18 protein-coding genes are annotated in these 15,574 nt (G+C 56.8%); 11 read left to right on the top strand and 7 right to left on the bottom strand.

The window, feature by feature from the left end; translation table 11 throughout:
- Positions 1 to 110: 110 nt before the first annotated feature.
- The 5 genes from PQU98_RS07695 to secA all read right to left on the bottom strand — a co-directional run bounded on the left by PQU98_RS07695 (position 111) and on the right by secA (position 6,691).
- A complete protein-coding gene (locus tag PQU98_RS07695) occupies positions 111 to 1,232 on the bottom strand; it encodes a Rieske 2Fe-2S domain-containing protein (RefSeq protein WP_272744320.1) in 1,122 nt (373 codons plus the stop codon).
- Between the two features lie 495 nt (positions 1,233 to 1,727).
- Complete coding sequence (locus PQU98_RS07690) at positions 1,728 to 2,231, bottom strand: DUF2059 domain-containing protein (protein ID WP_272744319.1); 504 nt, start codon at positions 2,229 to 2,231, stop codon at positions 1,728 to 1,730.
- Positions 2,232 to 2,267: 36 nt separating this feature from the next.
- Positions 2,268 to 2,975 (bottom strand): hypothetical protein, encoded by a 708-nt coding sequence (locus PQU98_RS07685; protein ID WP_272744318.1) that lies wholly within the window; start codon positions 2,973 to 2,975, stop codon positions 2,268 to 2,270.
- Positions 2,976 to 3,031: 56 nt separating this feature from the next.
- Positions 3,032 to 3,622, bottom strand: coding sequence for a hypothetical protein (locus tag PQU98_RS07680; protein WP_272744317.1), 591 nt, complete (start codon positions 3,620 to 3,622; stop codon positions 3,032 to 3,034).
- Between the two features lie 201 nt (positions 3,623 to 3,823).
- A complete protein-coding gene (secA, locus tag PQU98_RS07675; RefSeq protein ID WP_272744316.1) occupies positions 3,824 to 6,691 on the bottom strand; it encodes a preprotein translocase subunit SecA in 2,868 nt (955 codons plus the stop codon).
- A gap of 180 nt (positions 6,692 to 6,871) precedes the next feature.
- Here secA and PQU98_RS07670 point away from each other — a divergent pair, with 180 nt between their 5' ends.
- From PQU98_RS07670 to PQU98_RS07640, 7 genes are all read left to right on the top strand, one after another.
- Complete coding sequence (locus PQU98_RS07670; protein WP_272744315.1) at positions 6,872 to 7,831, top strand: peptidylprolyl isomerase; 960 nt, start codon at positions 6,872 to 6,874, stop codon at positions 7,829 to 7,831.
- Between the two features lie 90 nt (positions 7,832 to 7,921).
- Positions 7,922 to 9,328: a bifunctional glutamate N-acetyltransferase/amino-acid acetyltransferase ArgJ gene (argJ, locus tag PQU98_RS07665; RefSeq protein WP_272744314.1), complete on the top strand. Its 1,407-nt coding sequence runs from the start codon at positions 7,922 to 7,924 to the stop codon at positions 9,326 to 9,328.
- A 47-nt stretch (positions 9,329 to 9,375) separates the two neighbouring features.
- Positions 9,376 to 9,633: a type II toxin-antitoxin system Phd/YefM family antitoxin gene (locus PQU98_RS07660; protein ID WP_272744313.1), complete on the top strand. Its 258-nt coding sequence runs from the start codon at positions 9,376 to 9,378 to the stop codon at positions 9,631 to 9,633.
- The gene (locus PQU98_RS07655) at positions 9,630 to 10,013 is read left to right on the top strand and encodes a type II toxin-antitoxin system VapC family toxin (protein WP_272744312.1); all 384 of its coding nucleotides are present in this window, start codon (positions 9,630 to 9,632) and stop codon (positions 10,011 to 10,013) included. Before PQU98_RS07660 ends, PQU98_RS07655 begins: the two co-directional genes overlap by 4 nt.
- Complete coding sequence (gene mutT / locus PQU98_RS07650) at positions 10,010 to 10,408, top strand: 8-oxo-dGTP diphosphatase MutT (protein ID WP_272744311.1); 399 nt, start codon at positions 10,010 to 10,012, stop codon at positions 10,406 to 10,408. Before PQU98_RS07655 ends, mutT begins: the two co-directional genes overlap by 4 nt.
- Before the next feature lie 56 nt (positions 10,409 to 10,464).
- Positions 10,465 to 10,827, top strand: coding sequence for an endonuclease domain-containing protein (locus PQU98_RS07645; RefSeq protein ID WP_272744310.1), 363 nt, complete (start codon positions 10,465 to 10,467; stop codon positions 10,825 to 10,827).
- 118 nt (positions 10,828 to 10,945) lie between these two features.
- A complete protein-coding gene (locus tag PQU98_RS07640; protein WP_272744309.1) occupies positions 10,946 to 11,101 on the top strand; it encodes a hypothetical protein in 156 nt (51 codons plus the stop codon).
- On the opposite strand, the gene PQU98_RS07635 is transcribed toward PQU98_RS07640, so the two are convergent.
- Positions 11,102 to 12,010: a methyltransferase domain-containing protein gene (locus PQU98_RS07635; protein WP_272744308.1), complete on the bottom strand. Its 909-nt coding sequence runs from the start codon at positions 12,008 to 12,010 to the stop codon at positions 11,102 to 11,104.
- Positions 12,011 to 12,034: 24 nt separating this feature from the next.
- On the opposite strand from PQU98_RS07635, the gene PQU98_RS07630 reads away from it, so the two are divergent.
- Genes PQU98_RS07630 through PQU98_RS07615 form a run of 4 tightly spaced genes read left to right on the top strand, consistent with a single transcriptional unit; the run spans position 12,035 to position 14,532 of the window.
- Positions 12,035 to 12,868 carry a ComF family protein gene (locus PQU98_RS07630; RefSeq protein WP_272744307.1) on the top strand — a complete coding sequence of 278 codons (834 nt, stop codon included), beginning with the start codon at positions 12,035 to 12,037 and terminating at the stop codon, positions 12,866 to 12,868.
- Positions 12,869 to 12,926: 58 nt separating this feature from the next.
- Entirely contained in the window at positions 12,927 to 13,181 is a 255-nt protein-coding gene (gene grxC / locus PQU98_RS07625) for a glutaredoxin 3 (RefSeq protein ID WP_272744306.1), read from the top strand.
- A gap of 5 nt (positions 13,182 to 13,186) precedes the next feature.
- Positions 13,187 to 14,059 carry a carbon-nitrogen hydrolase family protein gene (locus PQU98_RS07620; RefSeq protein WP_272744305.1) on the top strand — a complete coding sequence of 291 codons (873 nt, stop codon included), beginning with the start codon at positions 13,187 to 13,189 and terminating at the stop codon, positions 14,057 to 14,059.
- Positions 14,056 to 14,532: a DUF1178 family protein gene (locus PQU98_RS07615; RefSeq protein ID WP_272744304.1), complete on the top strand. Its 477-nt coding sequence runs from the start codon at positions 14,056 to 14,058 to the stop codon at positions 14,530 to 14,532. The genes PQU98_RS07620 and PQU98_RS07615 overlap by 4 nt, the downstream gene beginning before the upstream one ends.
- 34 nt (positions 14,533 to 14,566) lie before the next feature.
- Here PQU98_RS07615 and PQU98_RS07610 read toward each other — a convergent pair whose 3' ends face one another.
- A complete protein-coding gene (locus PQU98_RS07610; protein ID WP_272744303.1) occupies positions 14,567 to 15,544 on the bottom strand; it encodes a DUF4167 domain-containing protein in 978 nt (325 codons plus the stop codon).
- Between the last annotated feature and the right edge of the window lie 30 nt (positions 15,545 to 15,574).

Here is a 15,574-nt window from a genome sequence, read left to right as displayed (position 1 = left end):
TTTCGGAATATCTATATTTGCCCTGATTTTAGGTAATTGACAGGCGCTTTGCCCCCTCCGTCAGCCTTGCTGACACCTCCCCCGCGTTGCAGGGGAGGAGGAAAGTGCCTTTAACTCGTCCACTTGAGCGTAGCGGGTTTGATCGGGTTGGCAAATGCCCGTTTATCAGCACGCGATTGTACCCATTCCCGCTTTAGCTGCTGATACCATTTGGCCTGAGTATCGGCATCGTCGATCCACAACAGGCTGGGGTCGTATTTCAGGCCCTCATTCTGCAAATTGACCATATCGCCGTCCTGCTTGAGGAAGGCCTTCGCCCCCAGCCGGAAAAACGGTGTAATGGCGCGGAAAATGCTGTGATCCGACCAGAAAATCTGGGTGATGCGCGTGGTTTTGCCATCAATCGGCGTCAGGCACGTCAGGCCCAGAATCTGGCGCTCACCGATCACAATATGCTCATAACGCACACCGGGCAGGCGAAAGGTGATCTCGGTCGCCGGCGCGCCGCCCAAAATCCGATAGGCGCGGGAGTTCTTTGACGGGGCATGGCGCACCATCGCAAAGCCATATTCGGTCGGCGCAAAAGCCTTTGATTTCTCTAACTGCTTCTTGGACGACCGCCACCACCATTGCTGATGAACATAGGGGCCGTGGGCGGGGTCCATGAGGCCCACCACCGCATGGTCAATATGGCTATCGAAATCCATGCGCTCAACGATAATCGGCTTGCCGCCAACAACCCCCGGCAGGGTAGGCGGCTCATGATCCGGTTCGACCGGTCGGCGCGGGTCGGAGGTCACATAGACCCAGACCAGCCCCTGCTGCTCCTTGACCGCATACTGACGCACCCGAATTTTCGAAGCATCCATGTCCTGATCCGAGGTCAGGGACGGTATTTTAGTGCAGGTTCCCGCCGTATTGAATGTCCAGCCGTGATAGGGGCATTGCACGATGCAGGCGCCGCTTTCATCCTTTATCATCTGACCGGCAGATAATGGTGCTGCGCGGTGCGGACAGATATCACGCATCCCGTAAACAGCGCCATTGAGATCGCGCCCCAGCAACACGGGCTCATCCAGCAGCACATAGCGCTGCAATTTACCGCTGATCAGTTCTGATGAGAGGGCCGCGAAATACCAGCAGTCCTTGAGAAAACCCTGACCAAAGACCATGCGTTCGCGCGGCGCATTCGCGGGCGATGAGAGTTCAGAGGGGGCGGCTTGGTCAGGCATGAAGGCTACAGATTCAATTGGTGAGCAATATGCCGCCCACTATAGCAGTCCTCATTCGTGCGCCCAAAGTCTTTTATAGGTTTCCGCCCCTGCGGCGCGTTGCCACGCATCAGGGGCAGGGCTTAGCTATTTCGGGCAGGTTTTCTTACATTGGAGCCAGGCTTTCAGACATTTGTCCGAATTTTTATCGGTTTTCTGGCAAGTATTATAAGTATTATCGCAATTACGCTTGCACTGAATGGCATTCTGAGCCTGAACCGCCCCTGCCGACAATAGAGAAACGACCGCAACGGCCGCCAAGACCTTACGCACGCACTTCATCGGTTTTGCCTCCCTTAAGGCTGTCCGTCCTTGGTTTTTAGTGGACGTTAACGTAAAGGAGTGTAGCGCAAATTTGGATTTCGACTACTAAAATTTAACCGCTATTAAGAATTTAACCCGCTACAGGCGAATAGCTGTAGCGGGTTACTTATTGCACTTCAGATTTTACCGTAATTATTTCGGCTGCTTACTCTTCCATTCCAAAAATTTCTGCATCGCGTTCAGGGCTGCTTTTTGGCCTATCCCTTCAAATTCGCTCTGTAATTCAGAGGCGGCGGTGACGCGCGTGGCGGCATAGGTTTTCCCCTCCGTTGTGGCATAAAAAGCGAGCACGCTGTTGAGTTGGGCATCGGTCAGTTTGTTGGCATAAAACGCCGCATATTTTTGCGTCAGTTCCGGTATGGCGTTATTCAGTTCTGTGCCTATCAGATCCGACAGTTTCTGAATCTCGCTGTCGCTGTAGTCCTTAAAAGCATCTTGGGATTTGATCATGGACATCATAAGCGGGAGGATTTTTTGCAGACCGATGCGTGTTTGTTCTTCGGTACCTTCGGCCTTGACCACCTGAACCGCCAGTTCAGTGCGCTTGGCCAGCGCCGGATCGGCAGCGGCATGGGCCGTCATTGGGCTTATTACCACAACGGCAGCAAGGAGCAGGCGCGATACGAATTTTAACATAGGCTTTAGTTATCCTTAAAACGATTTGAGATTTATTCAGGGCGCCGTTGGGGCTGCCTCATAGGCCTGAATGATTTTGAGCGCAGCAATCTGCATATCGATTTCGGCCCGTTTGTCGACGGCGCCGTCATCGTTCATGCGGATGTAGGTCAGCTTCTTTTGGGCGCTATTGCTGAGGTCGGCGGTAAGTTGCAAAATCTCATCGCGGGTTAGATATAGCGCGTGCTGGCGGGCACCCAGATTGAGCACCTTATCACCCAGTTCGCTGGCTGCCACGGCCGCAATGGTCGCGATGCGGTATTTATCATTCTCAGATAAGCTGTTGATATCGATGTAATTATTAACCTCAAGAATAATGAGGCGCATGTGGACATTGTTGATGAAGTGGCGCGTGATTTCATCGGTGCCATCGACTTCAAACAGCTTACGCATCAGTTCGACCCGCTCCAGGAACGCGGGGTCTTCGGCGGGGGCTGCCGCGGGCTGACTGGCATCGAGGGCGCTGCCAGGCAGGGGGATCAGGGGCTGGGCTTTTAATTCTGCCGCTTTGGACGATTTATCAATGATGGCTTTAAGCGTCTCAGCGTCTATGACGGGCTGCTTTTGCGCCATCGCCTGCTGGCGGATCGGATCGAGGACGAGTTTGGGCAGGGCGTTCGGCGCATCAATCGATGCGGCGGCAGCGGCGCTGGACGCGGCAGTGATTAGACCGAAAATAGCAATCAAACAGTTGAATTTAAACACTAATACCCCCACATTGCCCAGTTAAGGGCCATCCCCGTATCGTAAGCGACAGAGCCTTAGCTCTGAACCTGTTCCTTGAAGGTCTTGATGATCTTGACCACGGCATCGACCATGTAGGTCTGAATTTGCTGAGCACTGGCTTCTGGCGCCATGAACTTGCCGGCATTGTAGCGCATCCCGGCCTCAGAGCCGTTAGCTTTGATCAGCAGGGTAATTTCGTCTTCGGAAAATGCCTTGGCCTGAGACAATGCGACCGCATTGATCAGGCTAAACTCGGTTTCTTTGAGGATATCATCCGATATCTGATCGAGTTTTTGCTCCTGCACCGCACTCAAAGAGGTGGCTTTGGCGCGGTCGAGTATGACCAGACGTACCGCAGCCTTGGTGTTGAGCATGATGGTGCGGATGTTGCGGGAGGTGCCGTTAAGCTCCATCAGTTGGCGATAGAGCGCGATTTTACGGGCTTCGGCAGTGGCATTGGCGGTGTCATTGACCTGAGCCAGAGCGTCCTGAGCCAGGTCGGTGATGACGGCAGGGGCATGGACGGGACGATCCTCAACCACGACCTGAGCCTGTGCGGCACCAGCCAGTAACATCGCGCCCGCAGATACCGCGGCTAATCTGTGAAGTCCCACACCCATCATCATCAACCCCCAATTCAGGGTTAATGATAGTTAATAGGCGTGGCCGTGGCAATGGCTGAATTTATGGCTCTGATTTCAGTGGCTAAGTGTGGCCAAGATGCCCCCCAAATAATTTCAGGCGCGGATAGCTCCACGCCTGAAATCAACACTTACAATCCATCGGAAAAGTACACTGAGCGATAGCGAAGGACTTTTCGATGAGCCTTAAACCAATGCCCCGTGGCAGTGCTTGAACTTCTTCCCCGATCCGCACGGGCAATTGCCATTGCGCGACGTGTTTTCCCAACCGGCTGGAAGCGATGAGTTCGGCAGGGCTGCGCGCTGTTCCGGCGTCAGGCTCGACGGATCAGCCCCCGCTTCGTTGTGACCGGTCAGCGGATCGAGGTGGATTTCCTCAAACTGGATCGGATCAAAGGCTGCCGGTTGCGGGGCGGGCTCTTCAAAGCGGATTTCCAAGGTCATCAGCCAGCGCGTTGTATTGTGGCGCAGGTTAACCAGCAGGGTTTCAAACAGAGTGAAGGCCTCGGTCTTATATTCATTAAGCGGGTCGCGCTGGCCATAGCCGCGCAGGCCGATAACCGCGCGCAAATGGTCAAGGTGCATCAGATGCTCACGCCACTGCATGTCAATCATTTGCAGCAGGAAGTTCTTCTCCAGCGCCTTCATCTGGTCATTGCCGAGCATCTCAAGACGCTTGGCCATCTTCTCGGCCGCCAGATTCTGGATGCGCTCTTCGATTTCCTCGTTGGCAATGCCTTCTTCGCGTGCCCACTCTTCGATCGGCAGGTCAAGGCCGAGCAGGGCCTGACAGCGCTCTTTAAGGCCCTCAACATCCCACTGCTCGGCATAGGCCTTGGGCGGCAGGTGGCGCTCAACCAGATCAGAAATCGTGTCGACGCGCATTTCGGCGATCAGTTCCGACAGGTCCTCAGAATCCATAAATTCCTGACGCTGCTCAAACACGGCCTTGCGCTGGTCGTTGACCACATCGTCGTATTTCAGCAGGTTCTTACGGATCTCGTAGTTGCGCTGCTCAATGCGCTTTTGGGCGGTGGCGATGGCCGAATTGAGCAGCTTGTGGGTGATCGCTTCGCCATCTTCGACACCGAGCGTCTTCATCATGGCGTTGAGGCGATCACCGGCAAAAATGCGCATCAGATCGTCTTCGCAGGACAGGAAAAACTTTGAGCGGCCAGGGTCGCCCTGACGGCCGGTACGTCCGCGTAGCTGATTGTCGATACGGCGGCTTTCGTGGCGCTCAGTCCCCAGCACGAACAGGCCGCCCGCTTCAAGCGCCTTTTGCTTAAGACCTGCCACGCTGGTTTCGATCTCGCCCCGTTTAGCCAGAATCTGCTCGGCGCTGGGGTCGCGGCCCGCTTCGGCTTCGTCTTCCAGCCACTTTTGTACACGCAGATCAACATTGCCGCCCAACTGAATGTCAGTACCGCGACCGGCCATGTTGGTGGCGATAGTGACCGTGCCAGGGACACCCGCATCGGCGATGATATAGGCTTCGTTTTCGTGATGGCGGGCGTTCAGAACGCTGTGGGGGATGCCCTTGCCGGTCTTATAGGTGATGTCATAGGCGTCATCGCCGAGCTTATTCAGTTCCTTGGCATCTTTGCCCGCATACTCAGGCTTAACCGTGCGAGAGTCTTCGGATTTGAAGCTATATTTTTTGAGGAACTCCGACAAAAGTTCGGATTTCTCGATCGATGCTGTACCGACCAGAATCGGCTGTCCGCGATTATAGCAATAGGCGACCTGGGCAGCGATGGCGTTCAGTTTTTCGGCTTCGGTGCGGTAAACCTCATCGTCGTCATCGATACGTTTGATCGGACGGTTGGTCGGGACTTCGAGCACGTCCATCTTATAGATGTCACCAAATTCCGCAGCTTCGGTCGCGGCGGTGCCGGTCATGCCCGACAGCTTGGCGTACATGCGGAAATAGTTCTGGATGGTGACCGAGGCCAGTGTCTGATTTTCGGGCTGGATCTCGACCTTTTCCTTGGCCTCAATCGCCTGATGCAGACCTTCGGATAACCTGCGGCCCGTCATCATCCGGCCAGTAAATTCGTCGATCAGGACGACTTCGTGTTCGCCGCGATCGTTGGCCTTGACGATATAGTCCTTGTTGGCCGTATAGAGCGTATTGGCGCGCAGGGCCTGATTGGCATGGTGAACCAGCGAAATATTGGCCGGATCATAGAGCCCTGCCGAATCTTCGGCCAGCAGCCCGCGAGCTTCCAGCACTTCTTCGAGACGCTCAGAGCCCAGTTCCGACAGCAGCACCTGACGCTGTTTTTCGTCCAGTTCAAAGGTTTCCGGATCGGTGATCATCTCGCGCATGATGCCGTCGAGGATCTTATAAAGTTCGGAACGGTCTTCGGTCGGGCCGGAGATAATCAGCGGGGTACGGGCTTCGTCGATCAGGATCGAGTCAACTTCGTCGACAATCGCGAAATTGTGACCGCGCTGAACCTTTTCGCGGGAATTGTAGACCAGATTGTCACGCAGATAATCAAAGCCGAATTCGTTATTGGTGCCGTAGGTGATGTCGGCATTATAGGCGGCCTTGCGCTCAGGCTGACTTAGGCCCTGCACGATCACGCCGGTGGTCATGCCAAGGAACTTATAGACCCGGCTCATGAACTCGCAGTCGCGGCGGGCCAGATAATCGTTGACGGTGATGACATGCACGCCCTTGCCTGACAGGGCGTTGAGATAGACCGGCGCCGTGCCCACAAGGGTTTTGCCTTCACCGGTACGCATTTCGGCAATGCCGCCGTCATGCAGGATCATGGCGCCGGTAAGCTGAACGTCATAGTGACGCTGCCCGATCGAGCGCCAGGCGGCTTCGCGCACCACGGCAAAGGCTTCTTCGAGCAGCGAATCAAGCGAGGCACCCTTGGCGATACGCTCTTTGAACAGGGCGGTTTGCCCGGACAGCTCTTCGTCGCTCATGGCCTTATATTTCGGCTCAAGGCCTGAAATGCGCGTCGCGCGCTGCAACATGGACTTGACTTTGCGCTCATTGGAGGAGCCGAAGAGCTTTTGGGCAAATGCCAGCATTCGAAGAACTCTATGCTTGAATTATATGAGGTCCGCGTGAACAGTGCGGAGGGTATCATTGCAAATAGTATGGTTTGCGCCTTATTCAAGCGCGGGGACTGACTTAAGCGGCCAACTGGTGTATGTCAACGTGCACCACAGCTAAGGGCGTATTTGGGGAGCGGATATATGGGGTTTGGGATGGGTAAGGGTAAAATAGTTCTGGCGATGACGGGTCTGATGATGGCTCTGGTCATTTCGGCCTGCGATAAGCCCTCTATTAATGAGCCTGCGCCTGAACCCGGCGATACGGCTGTGGCCAAGATCGAAGACCAGACCGTGTGGGCCTCGGACGTGCGCAACGAAGCGGTCGCGCAAGGCCTGATCGGGGAGGGGGAGCCGCTCGATATCACGTCTGATCTGTTCCGCCGGATGCTGGAGGAGGTCATTGACCAGAAGCTTCTGGCCCGTGAGGCGGTTAAAAACGGTCTCGATAAATCCATTGTCGCTCAGCGCCGTCTGGCGGCGGCCCGTGAGCGAATTTTGGGGGATATGCTGGTCGAAAACACGGTGGATGCCGCCATTGACGACAATGCGGTTAAAAATCTTTATGACGAACAGCTCAAACTGGCCAAGCAGTCGGAAGAAATCCGCGCCCGCCTGATCATGACCCGCACCCGTGAAGAGGGGGAAGCGATCATCAAACAGCTTCAGGCCGGATCGATGTTTGAGGCACTGGCGATGGAAAAATCGACCGATCAGGCGACGCGTTTTAATGGCGGCGATATGGGCTATTTCACTACTGATGTCATGCCCGCGGCCTATAAGGGTGTATTGGCCAACGCCAAGCCCGGCCAGATCGCCGGGCCGATCGAGATTGATGGCGGCTTTGCCATCCTGAAAGTCGAAGATCGCCGTCAGGAACAGCCTCTGTCGCTGGATGAAGCGCGCCCGCAGATCCTGCGCTTTCTGACCTATGATCAGGTGCGCATCCTGCTGACCAAGCTGCGCGACAAGGCCGATGTCAAGATGCTGGTCAAGGACTCCGACTTTGGTGTCGGTGCCGAGCAGGAGCCGGCATCGGCGGCCAAAGAGGCCGTGATGGCTTCGGAAGCGACGTCTGATGCGGCCTCAGCCAGCGCGGCCGCCGCACCGCGTTAAGTTTGTAAAATCTTTATTTGGCGAACGGTTTAGCCTCTGATAAGGGGCTAAATCCAGATTGTTCCTGCCTTGTTTGCGGAGTTTGTACTCATGGCTAAAACCCCTTCCACCGGTGCGTCACCTTCGCCTGCAAGCGGTCTGGAGCGTGCGCTCGACCCGTTGGCGAATGCGCTGAAACGCGCCGTGCAGACAGGGGCGGAAATGGCCGGTCTGGGCGGTGGTGCGGCGGTGGAGCCTATAAAGCCTACAACTGGGAAGCCCGGCCTTGAGGTGTCACCGCTGATGGTGCCGTTGCCGGTCATGCCGGTGGTGGCCGGTGTCGAAATCGCTATTGCCAGCGCGGGTTTCTATAAACACGTCAGGCCTGATGTGATGGTTATGAAATTTGCTGAAGGCACCACGGCGGCAGGTGTCTTCACGCGCCACACCATCGGCTCCGCACCAGTTGACTGGTGCAAGAAACAACTGGCCGCTAATGAGGGCAGCGACATCCGCGCGCTGGTGGTCAATGCCGGGTGCGCCAATGCTTTTACGGGCAGGCTGGGGGCCGATGCCGCCCGCCGGACCGCCGCCGCCGTATCGCGCAGGCTCGATTGCCGTCAGCGCGATATCATGCTGGCCTCAACCGGCGTGATCGGGCAGGTGCTGGACGATGCCAAGATTGCCGCCAAGCTGCCGGAAATTGATGCCGGTTTCAAAGCCGATGCCTGGCATCAGGCGGCGCAGGCGATCATGACTACTGACACCTTCCCCAAAGGGGCCTATGAATTTGCCGAAATTGACGGGGTTGAAGTGCGCATTGCCGGTATCGCCAAGGGCTCCGGCATGATCGCGCCAGACATGGCAACCATGCTGGCCTTTATCGTCACCGACGCCAATCTGTCGGCTGGTGTGCTGCAATCCCTGCTGGGGCTTTATACCCGCACGACGTTCAATTGCGTGACCGTTGACGGCGACACCTCGACCAACGACACGGCGCTGTTGTTTGCCACAGGGGCGTCGCGGTCACCCAAGATCAGTCGTGCCGGTGACCGGCGGCTGGCTGATTTCCGCGTCAAGCTGGAAAAGGTCATGCACAGCCTCGCTATCCAGTTGGTGCGCGACGGCGAAGGCGCCCGTAAGCTGGTCAAGATCAATGTGACCGGTGCGTCATCACCGGCATCCGCCCGTAAAATCGCCAAGTCCATCGCCGAAAGCCCGCTGGTCAAGACCGCCTTTGCGGGTGAAGACGCCAACTGGGGCCGGATCGTTATGGCGGTGGGCAAGACCGAGGAAGAGGTCGACCGCGACCGTATCTCAATCAAATTCGGGGATCTTGTCGCCGCCGAAAACGGTGCGGTATCCCTGACCTATAACGAAGCCGCCATGAGCGCCTATATGAAAAACGCCGAACTTGAAGTCAGCGTCGATGTCGGCGTCGGTCGCGGTGCCGCCCACGTCTATACCTGCGATCTGACGCATGGATATATTTCCATCAACGGCGACTACCGCAGCTAGGATTGATTTAGACCGTTTAATGGTCTAAATTATAAGCGGAGGCTGCCATGTTTATTTCTGTTACCGATGCCAAGGCTCAACTGACGGATCTCGTGCGCCGTGCCGAGGCGGGCGATGAGGTTGTTTTGACCCGTCACGGCCACGCGGCGGTGCGTCTGGTGCCGGTCAAGGCGAAGCTTACACCACAACAGCGCCGTAAAATTCTGGAGGATTTCCAGAATGCGGTGAAAGACAAGGTGCTGCCAGGCCCCGATGCGGCTCATTCAGCTGATTTTCTTTATGGTGATGACGGTATGCCCGAATGATCGTCATCGACAGTTCGGCCTTGATGTCGATTGTATTGACAGAGCCAGCGGCGCCCACATGTATGAATGTACTCGATACAGCCGAAAAACTCCTTATGCCAGCCGCTATACTGGCCGAGGTGTCTGTTGTGGCCGGGCATCGCGGGATACTTTCCGATTTGCAGACCCTGATGGATCGGCTGGATATTGAAATTGTTCCTGTCGATGAAGAAATCGCCGAACTGGTCACAGCGGCCTATATGGTTTGGGGCAAGGGGCGGCACAAAGCTTCGCTTAATCTAATGGATTGTTTTTCCTATGCTACCGCCAAGACCCATAATTGCCCGCTGTTATTCGTCGGCAACGATTTTTCTCAAACCGACATTGTGAGCGCGATATGAAAACCGTCCTCGTCGTTGCGGCGGCCCTTGTGGATGATGACGGGCGGGTGCTGATTGCTCAGCGGCCGGAGGGCAAGCAACTGGCGGGCCTGTGGGAGTTTCCGGGCGGCAAGGTCGAAGCCGGGGAAACCCCCGAAGCCGCGCTGATCCGTGAATTGCAGGAAGAACTGGGTATCACCGTCAAACAGGCATGTCTGGCGCCGTTTGTGTTCGCGTCCCATACCTATGAGACGTTTCACCTGCTGATGCCGCTGTACCTGATCCGCCGCTGGGAAGGTCAACCCACAGCCATTGAGCATCAGGCCATCAAATGGGTCAAGCCCAAGGATATGCGCACCTACCCCATGCCCCCTGCTGATGATCCGCTGGTGGCTTACCTTATAGATTTTATCTAGAATCTCCTTCCCAGTTTACGGGGAAGGGGGACCACGAAGTGGTGGAAGGGGGAAACTTGCGGGCAGATGCAAAAATCGTCACGGCACGCCGGTTGCGCAAAGACATGACCAAGCCGGAAGTTTGGTTGTGGATGCGGATACGTGGGGATTTGGGGGATGGCTTGCGTTTTCGGCGTCAGCACGCCATTGGCCAGTATATTCTCGACTTTTATTGTGCGAAAGTGCGGCTGGCGATCGAGGTGGACGGCGAAATCCACACCCATGCTGAACAGCATGTGCACGATGAAATTCGCGATGAGTGGCTTAAGGAACAGGGCATTAAAACTCACAGGATCATTGCCAGAGATTTGCTGGAAGCTCCTGACGAGATCGCCCAAGGCGTCATAGCCTTGGCGCGGCAGAGGTTGATGGATTTATAGTTTGCCCCTTCCGTCTTTTTGCTTACGCAAAAATCCACCTTCCCCGTTTACGGGGCAGGAGATGCTAACGGCAATGATTTTGCAGCCGGTGCTCTGATCAACCGCCAGAGGACCGGAAATGGCTCGCACCAGTGCTATTTTGACCCATGCTATCTTAAGGCGTCCGCACATCGTGCTCAGGCGCGTGTTCGGCCTACTTAACCGACGCGACTATCATCTGGCCATGCTGGTATTCCTGAGCGTGTTTATCTTTGCGTTTGTGGCCAATTCCTGATTAGAGCTTGCCTTCCTTGACCCCCAGCGCATCGGCCAGACGCATCTTGGCCGAGCCGGGCCGTAGCGGTTTTTGCTGACGTTCGTGCGGTTTCCAGCCGGACAGGGTGATGATCTCAAACGTCGCCGTCACCCGTCCGTCATCCCCCCCAAACCGTTCCTGATAGAGCGCAAAGGCCTTCGCCAATATCGCCCGGTTAAGGCCCTTACGCGGGCGATCATGCAGGATGTTGGTCTCGCCCATAGCCCGCAAATCTTGCAAGAGGCGCAAGGGATGTTCATAGGTCACACTGACCTTATCGGCATCGACAACCGGCATGGCAAAGCCGGTGCGCTTAAGCAAATCCACCAGATCATAGCTTTCGGCAAAAGGCGCTATACGCGGGCCATAGCCGCCGCGCACCTCGATTTCGGCCTCCATCAGGACGGTGCGCAATTCCCGCAAGGTCTCCCCGCCCAGCATCGAGCCGATAAACAGCCCATCGCCTTTGAGGGCTCGCCGGATTTGCACAAGCACCCCCGGCAGGTCATTGACACTGTGCAGGTTGAGCGGCGACACGATCAGATCCAGTGTATCGTCCCCGAACGGCAGGGCTTCTTCGTCCAGCACGATTTGAATATGACCATTGCCGGATCGTCCCTGCGTCATACCTTGCGAAATGTCGGCCTCGATCAGGGTGCCGATCTTGGTAGCCGCATGGGATGATTTTAAACACTTGCCAAACGTGCCGTCTCTGGCCCCAATATCCAGCGTCAGGTCAAACGTGCGGTTGATAGCGCTGAGGGTAGCCAGGCTGTCTTCTACGGCGCGGGTTTTCAGGAAACTGGCCGCACCAAAGCCATGCGCCACGCGGTCGAGGCGGCGGGCCAGAAGTGAGCGGTCGAACAGGCGCGGGGGAAGCTGGGTCATGTGGGCGGGCAATACGAGGGCACAATGGATAACAGATGGGTTGCTTTAAGCGAATTGCCAGCCAAGGTTAAGGGGCTGATCGCAGATAATGGCCGTAATGCCGTGCGCGGTGTGATTGACGCCATCTATCCGGCGCAGATGCTGGATCGTGACCCCCATGATCCGGTCAATTATGCTGCGCCCAATGAAGCCATGATGCTGGGGGGCCTGTCGGCGGACACCTGGGGGCAGATCCGGTTCTTAAGCGATGAGGGCTGCGATATGTGTGCAAGGCCACTGGCGGGGGGGATTTATCTGGGGGCCGGAGGGCGATGCGAAGGCTGCACCCTGAAACCGTTTCCATTTACGCGCACGCGGGCGGCCTGTCTTTATGGCGAGGCGTCCAAAAGCCTGATCCTGCCGTTCAAACATGCAGATCGGACCGATATGGCGCCGATGTTTACCCAGTGGATCGGGCGGGCCGCGGCAGAATTGATTGCGGACTGTGATATCATCGTGCCGGTGCCGCTGCATTGGTCGCGCCTGTGGAGCCGGCGCTACAATCAGGCCGCTGAGATCGCAAGGCCTTTGGCGCGGCAATATGATAAGGATTATCTGGCCGATGGCTTGCGCCGGGTTCGACCGACCATTCGTCAGGGCTCTAAGGTTGAGCGAGAACGCAATCTCAAGGCTGCCTTCATGGTCACTCTTGCTGGCGCGCGCCGCTTACGCGGGCGGCATGTGGTGCTGGTCGATGATGTGTTCACGACGGGGGCTACGGTACGGGCCTGTAGTAAGGTGCTGATCGCCGCCGGTGTACGCCAGATCGATGTGGCGGTGATTGCGCGCGCCGCCTCTGAGGCCGATGCAGGTCTTTAATTATTCTGCATCTGGATTATATACAGTTCAATATAGCCCGTCAGTGGAAGTCGTTTTAATGGCCAAGATCGAAATCTATACCAAACCCTACTGCCCCTATTGTGAACGCGCCAAGGCGTTGTTTGATAAAAAAGGCGTCACCTATGAAGATATTGTGGCCTCACATGACCCGGAACTGCGAGCCCAAATGAACCAGCGCTCCGGCCGCAGCACCTATCCGCAGATTTTCATCGACGGTCTGCATGTCGGCGGTTGTGATGACCTGTTGGCCCTTGAGTCGCGCGGAGGGCTTGATCCGCTGCTGGCGGGCTAATGCACATGTCTGATGCTCTGAAAGTCGCTCTTATTCAGCTAACCACGCCCGCCGATCAGGCGGCAGCGCTTACTCAGGCCACCCCGCTCATTGAGAGGGCGGCGGCGGAAGGGGCGCAACTTATTCTGACCCCGGAATGTTCCAATCTGATGGAGATCCGTAAGGATCAGAAGGCGCTCAAGGTCACAACCGCCGATGACGACATGTGCGTTCAGGGCTATCGCGATCTGGCGCGGCGGTTGTCGGTGCCGATCCTGATGGGGTCGGCCATCGTGCTGGATAAGGATGGTGAACTGCGCTCAAGCAGCGATAGCGGTAGCGCGACTAAAGACGCCCGCGCCGTCAACCGCACCCTGCTGATCGGGCCCGATGGTAACATCATCGACACCTACGATAAGGTGCATCTGTTCGATGTCGAACTGACGAATGGTGAATCCTATAAAGAAAGCAATGGCATCACGGGGGGGACACGGGCGGTGGTCGCGGATGTTGCCGGCGTCAAACTCGGCATGAGCATCTGTTATGACGTGCGCTTTGCCTATCTGTTCCGGCTGCTGGCCAAGGCCGGGGCATCGGTGATCACCACGCCTGCCGCCTTTACTCAGCCTACGGGTAAGGCGCACTGGGAAGTGCTGCTACGGGCGCGGGCGATTGAAACCGGCGCGTTTATGCTGGCCCCGGCCCAAGGTGGCGCTCACGAAGATGGCCGCAAGACCTGGGGTCATTCCTTGGTCATTGGGCCGTGGGGTGAAGTGATCGCGTCGCTGGATCACGACCGTCCGGATGTGCTGTTCGCCACACTTGATCTGTCCGAAGTGGCCAAGGCGCGTGCGGCCCTGCCGCAGCTTCAGCACGATCGGGATATTACCCTGTCATGATCCGCTATGCTCTAAAGTGCCCGCACGCCCATGAGTTTGAGGCGTGGTTTTCGTCCTCATCAAGCTTTGATGAGCAAAAGACGCGCGGGCTGATCGAATGTCCGATGTGTGGTGCAACCGATATTGAAAAAGCCATCATGGCCCCCAGTGTGCGCACCACCAAGGGCAAGGATCCGGTCGCGGAAGCCCACCGGGTTATGGCCGAAGCCGCCTATCAGATGCGCCAGCACGTCGAGAAAAATTTCGATTATGTCGGTGAGGGCTTTGCCAAAGAGGCCCGCGATATCCATGAGGGCTATTCCAAAGACCGGCCTATTTACGGCGAAGCCACGCCGCAGGATGTTAAATCCCTGATCGAGGACGGGGTTCCGGTTGCACCCTTGCCGGTCATGAAGCCGGTAGCGCCTAAGGCCGATGCGCCGGTTGTACCGTCACCGGCCCCAAAGCCTGCGGGCAATTCAAAACTGAATTAAAAAAGCCCCCTGAAGTCAGGGGGCTTGTTTGTGATCAGGCTTCTTCGGAAGTAATCTCGGCCTCTGTCTTTTTACGGCGGGGCGCGCGGGGCTTTTTGACCGCCTCAGCAGGAGCTTCATCCGACTCAGGGGGGGAGACCGCTTCGACTTCACGCGGCGTGCGGGGCGCGCGCAGGAAGGCCGGCAGATGGTCGGCATCGACACTGGCAGACGGTGGTGTAAAGGCGGGTTCAGCCGCAGGTGCCAGAGGCACAGGTGCCAAAGTGACTGGCGCTAAAGGCTCGGTCGAGGCAGTGACCGGCACCGCTCCCAACGGATCGGCAACGATCTGCTCCTGCTCGTTCAGGCGCTGATTGCGGCGGCGCTCATAACGCTCACGGCGGGTTTCGCGGCGATTGCCATCGCCATCAAATTGCTCACGCTCTGGCCCTCGCTCAGGGCGCGGTTCACGCGGCTCTCTCGGCTCACGTGCTTCAAACGAGCGATCGCGATCACGGTTACGATCCCGGTCGTTACGGTCACGATTGCGGTCGTTACGATCCCTGTCGTTGCGATCGCGGTTATTACGGTCGCGGTTGCGATCCTCATTGCGGTCATCGCGACGGGGGCGCTGGTCACCTTCGGCGGCGTCACCGGTCTCATAGGTTTCGGCCTCAGCGCCTTCAGTCACGGCTTCGGTGGATTCGGTCTCGGTCTCAGCGTCTTCGTCGATGTCGTAGAAATTCGAGAACGGATCGCGGGCGACAAATTCTGACACCGGACGGGTCGGCTGCATCTGGCGGATCAGGCGGAAGTAATGTTCCGCGTGCTGCAGGTAGTTTTCGGCTAGAACCCGATCCCCGGACGAGTTGGCGTCACGGGCAAGCTGCTGATATTTTTCATAGATGGTCTGAGCATTACCGCGAACCTTGGCCCCTTCGGGGCCAGTCGATTCGTAGGCGCGGTTGGGATTATTGTTCTGCTGACCAGAGGGTTTGGTGGTATTGCGATTCCGGCCACGTTGCCGTTTCATACCCCTGAAATCTTTCATGTGTGTGCGACC

The organism is Asticcacaulis machinosus (assembly GCF_028550435.1).
Classification (GTDB): Bacteria; Pseudomonadota; Alphaproteobacteria; order Caulobacterales; family Caulobacteraceae; genus Asticcacaulis; species Asticcacaulis machinosus.
The sequence above is the reverse complement of the archived record's forward strand: the minus strand, read 5'-3'. Positions and strand labels throughout refer to the sequence as shown.

Bases quoted from the DNA above. Each gene is read 5' to 3' on its own strand.
- PQU98_RS07695 (WP_272744320.1), bottom strand. From the start codon at position 1,232: ATGCCTGACCAAGCCGCCCCCTCTGAACTCTCATCGCCCGCGAATGCG.
- PQU98_RS07690 (WP_272744319.1), bottom strand. From the start codon at position 2,231: ATGTTAAAATTCGTATCGCGCCTGCTCCTTGCTGCCGTTGTGGTAATA.
- PQU98_RS07680 (WP_272744317.1), bottom strand. From the start codon at position 3,622: ATGATGATGGGTGTGGGACTTCACAGATTAGCCGCGGTATCTGCGGGC.
- secA (WP_272744316.1), bottom strand. From the start codon at position 6,691: ATGCTGGCATTTGCCCAAAAGCTCTTCGGCTCCTCCAATGAGCGCAAA.
- PQU98_RS07670 (WP_272744315.1), top strand. From the start codon at position 6,872: ATGGGTAAGGGTAAAATAGTTCTGGCGATGACGGGTCTGATGATGGCT.
- argJ (WP_272744314.1), top strand. From the start codon at position 7,922: ATGGCTAAAACCCCTTCCACCGGTGCGTCACCTTCGCCTGCAAGCGGT.
- PQU98_RS07660 (WP_272744313.1), top strand. From the start codon at position 9,376: ATGTTTATTTCTGTTACCGATGCCAAGGCTCAACTGACGGATCTCGTG.
- PQU98_RS07655 (WP_272744312.1), top strand. From the start codon at position 9,630: ATGATCGTCATCGACAGTTCGGCCTTGATGTCGATTGTATTGACAGAG.
- mutT (WP_272744311.1), top strand. From the start codon at position 10,010: ATGAAAACCGTCCTCGTCGTTGCGGCGGCCCTTGTGGATGATGACGGG.
- PQU98_RS07640 (WP_272744309.1), top strand. From the start codon at position 10,946: ATGGCTCGCACCAGTGCTATTTTGACCCATGCTATCTTAAGGCGTCCG.
- PQU98_RS07635 (WP_272744308.1), bottom strand. From the start codon at position 12,010: ATGACCCAGCTTCCCCCGCGCCTGTTCGACCGCTCACTTCTGGCCCGC.
- PQU98_RS07630 (WP_272744307.1), top strand. From the start codon at position 12,035: ATGGATAACAGATGGGTTGCTTTAAGCGAATTGCCAGCCAAGGTTAAG.
- grxC (WP_272744306.1), top strand. From the start codon at position 12,927: ATGGCCAAGATCGAAATCTATACCAAACCCTACTGCCCCTATTGTGAA.
- PQU98_RS07620 (WP_272744305.1), top strand. From the start codon at position 13,187: ATGTCTGATGCTCTGAAAGTCGCTCTTATTCAGCTAACCACGCCCGCC.
- PQU98_RS07615 (WP_272744304.1), top strand. From the start codon at position 14,056: ATGATCCGCTATGCTCTAAAGTGCCCGCACGCCCATGAGTTTGAGGCG.
- PQU98_RS07610 (WP_272744303.1), bottom strand. From the start codon at position 15,544: ATGAAACGGCAACGTGGCCGGAATCGCAATACCACCAAACCCTCTGGT.